We start from the raw sequence: 2,214 nt of genomic DNA, 5'->3' as shown, positions 1-2,214 counted from the left end.
CATCCTGTATAAACTCATCTTCATCTAAAGAGTGATTAAAATTTTCTATATTTTGATAAACTTTTTCTAAAAATTCCAAAGGTAAAATAAAATCTTTACTGAGTATATTTTCTAAAATTTGTTTTAAAACTAAAGCATCATTTAAAAATCTTTTAGCATTATCTTGATCTTTTTGTATTTTTTCTTTGAATTTAACTAGGAGTTTGTCACTTCTATTTTTAGTTAAACTTTTTGGAAGTTCAAATTTAGGTTTTTCTTTTGTAAGGAGTTTTTCACAACATTCTTTAAAGGAAAGTTCTTCAGTAAAATTAATCCTTGCTCCACCTTCAGTAGCATTGTAAAATTTAGCTTCTTTACTGTTGCAAGCAAAAAGATATTCAAGTTTTATGCGATAATCATTCCAAGTTATATGGGTTAAAACTTCTCCTTTACCTGCATAGGCAGGGACTTTAAGTTTATCTTTTTTTTGCTCTTCTTCAAATTTTTCTCCAAAAGCAAAACCTTTTGAGTGTGAATTTCCTTCTTCATCAAAGGCTAAATCTTGTCCTATCATGATAATATTTTTAAATCCTAAAGCCAAAGCTAAAGTATAAGAAAAATGACTCACATGAGTACCTGTATCAATATAGCCAAAGTCGTTAAGATTGAAGCGTTGGTATAAAGCTTTATTTCTTAAAACAATCATACAATTTTCAGCCTTTAAACTACGCGCGACATTAGGATGCGTGGCACACTCAAGAGCAATAATGCTTTGTTTTAAATTTTCTTTATTTTGAAAAAATTTCATTACATGACAATCTTTAAAATCTAAATTCGTAACATAATCAGGCACTATACCTTCTTTTTCAAGCATGCTCAAAGCCCCATCAGCACAAAAGATCACTGCTTTATCTTGATAAGCTTTAAGTAAAGAAAGTTGTTTGGCTAAGCTTGGTCCTGCAGAAACTACTATAGCATTTTCAAATTTGTTTTTTCTTTCGTTTAAGATTCTTTGAAAAGGAATGCTTTCAAGCATGGAAGGGATGTTTTGAATCATATATTCATGAGTCAATAAAGGTAAAATGCAAGAAATTTCTGCATTTCTTATTGCTACACTTGCACTTTTAATGCAAAGTTCATTTAAAGATAAAATAGAAGCTTCATAGTATTTAAGATAATAATGCGAGCTAATAAACATTTCATATAAACTTAAATACTCTAAAATACTTTGCTGATCAAAAAACATAGCAATATGAATTTCCACATCCTTTGCTACTGCATCAAACAATATCACTTGATAAGTTTTTAGCTCTTCACTCAAATCCAGCATACTTAAAGCTAGGATAAAAAGTTCTATTTCGCTTTCAAATACAAAAAGATGTTTATAGTGTTTAGCTAAATTTTTAATCAGTAAAGCATTGCCTATACCATAAATACATATAAAAGGATATCTAGGAGTTTTTTCTAAAATACTTTGATAGAAAAAATTTAACTCTTCTTCTAAATTTTCATACATAAAAACATTATGAGTTTTATCATAGATATTTAAATTTTCATCTATATTAAAACGAGAACAAGTTTTATTTTGTATGAAATTTAAAAGTTTATTTCCTAAGGGTTCATTTACCCCGCTTAATAAAGCTTGTATGTTTTTTTCTAGTATGGTCATTAGGTTTCCTTAAAAGAATTGATGATAATATTTATTCTTTGCTCTAGTTTTTCTATAAAATAAAGCAACCATTCATCATAAGCTTTGATATAAGCACTGATAAAACTAGCATAATCCAAAATATTTTCTTTATAAACCAAACTTATCTTAAGTCCTCGTTCATAAATCACTGCTTTTAAAATACCATCCTGTATAAACTCATCTTCATCTAAAGAGTGATTAAAATTTTCTATATTTTGATAAACTTTTTCTAAAAATTCCAAAGGTAAAATAAAATCTTTACTGAGTATATTTTCTAAAATTTGTTTTAAAACTAAAGCATCATTTAAAAATCTTTTAGCATTATCTTGATCTTTTTGTATTTTTTCTTTGAATTTAACTAGGAGTTTGTCACTTCTATTTTTAGTTAAACTTTTTGGAAGTTCAAATTTAGGTTTTTCTTTTGTAAGGAGTTTTTCACAACATTCTTTAAAGGAAAGTTCTTCAGTAAAATTAATCCTTGCTCCACCTTCAGTAGCATTGTAAAATTTAGCTTCTTTACTGTTGCAAGCAAAAAGATATTCAAG

Annotated in this window: 1 protein-coding gene and 1 pseudogene; both read right to left on the bottom strand. The window is 27.2% G+C overall.

All coding sequences use genetic code 11. The features are described from left to right. On the bottom strand, positions 1–1,648 hold a 1,648-nt coding region (locus tag AJ936_RS07250; RefSeq protein WP_070274258.1), incomplete at its 3' end, for a motility associated factor glycosyltransferase family protein. Further along, positions 1,648–2,214, bottom strand: a pseudogene (locus tag AJ936_RS07245) (motility associated factor glycosyltransferase family protein); the annotation flags it as partial. The pseudogene AJ936_RS07245 and the gene AJ936_RS07250, both read right to left, overlap by 1 nt.

It is taken from the genome of Campylobacter sp. BCW_6877, assembly GCF_001762445.1.
GTDB lineage: Bacteria > Campylobacterota > Campylobacteria > Campylobacterales > Campylobacteraceae > Campylobacter_D > Campylobacter_D jejuni.
This window is presented reverse-complemented; position numbering and strand designations above follow the sequence as displayed.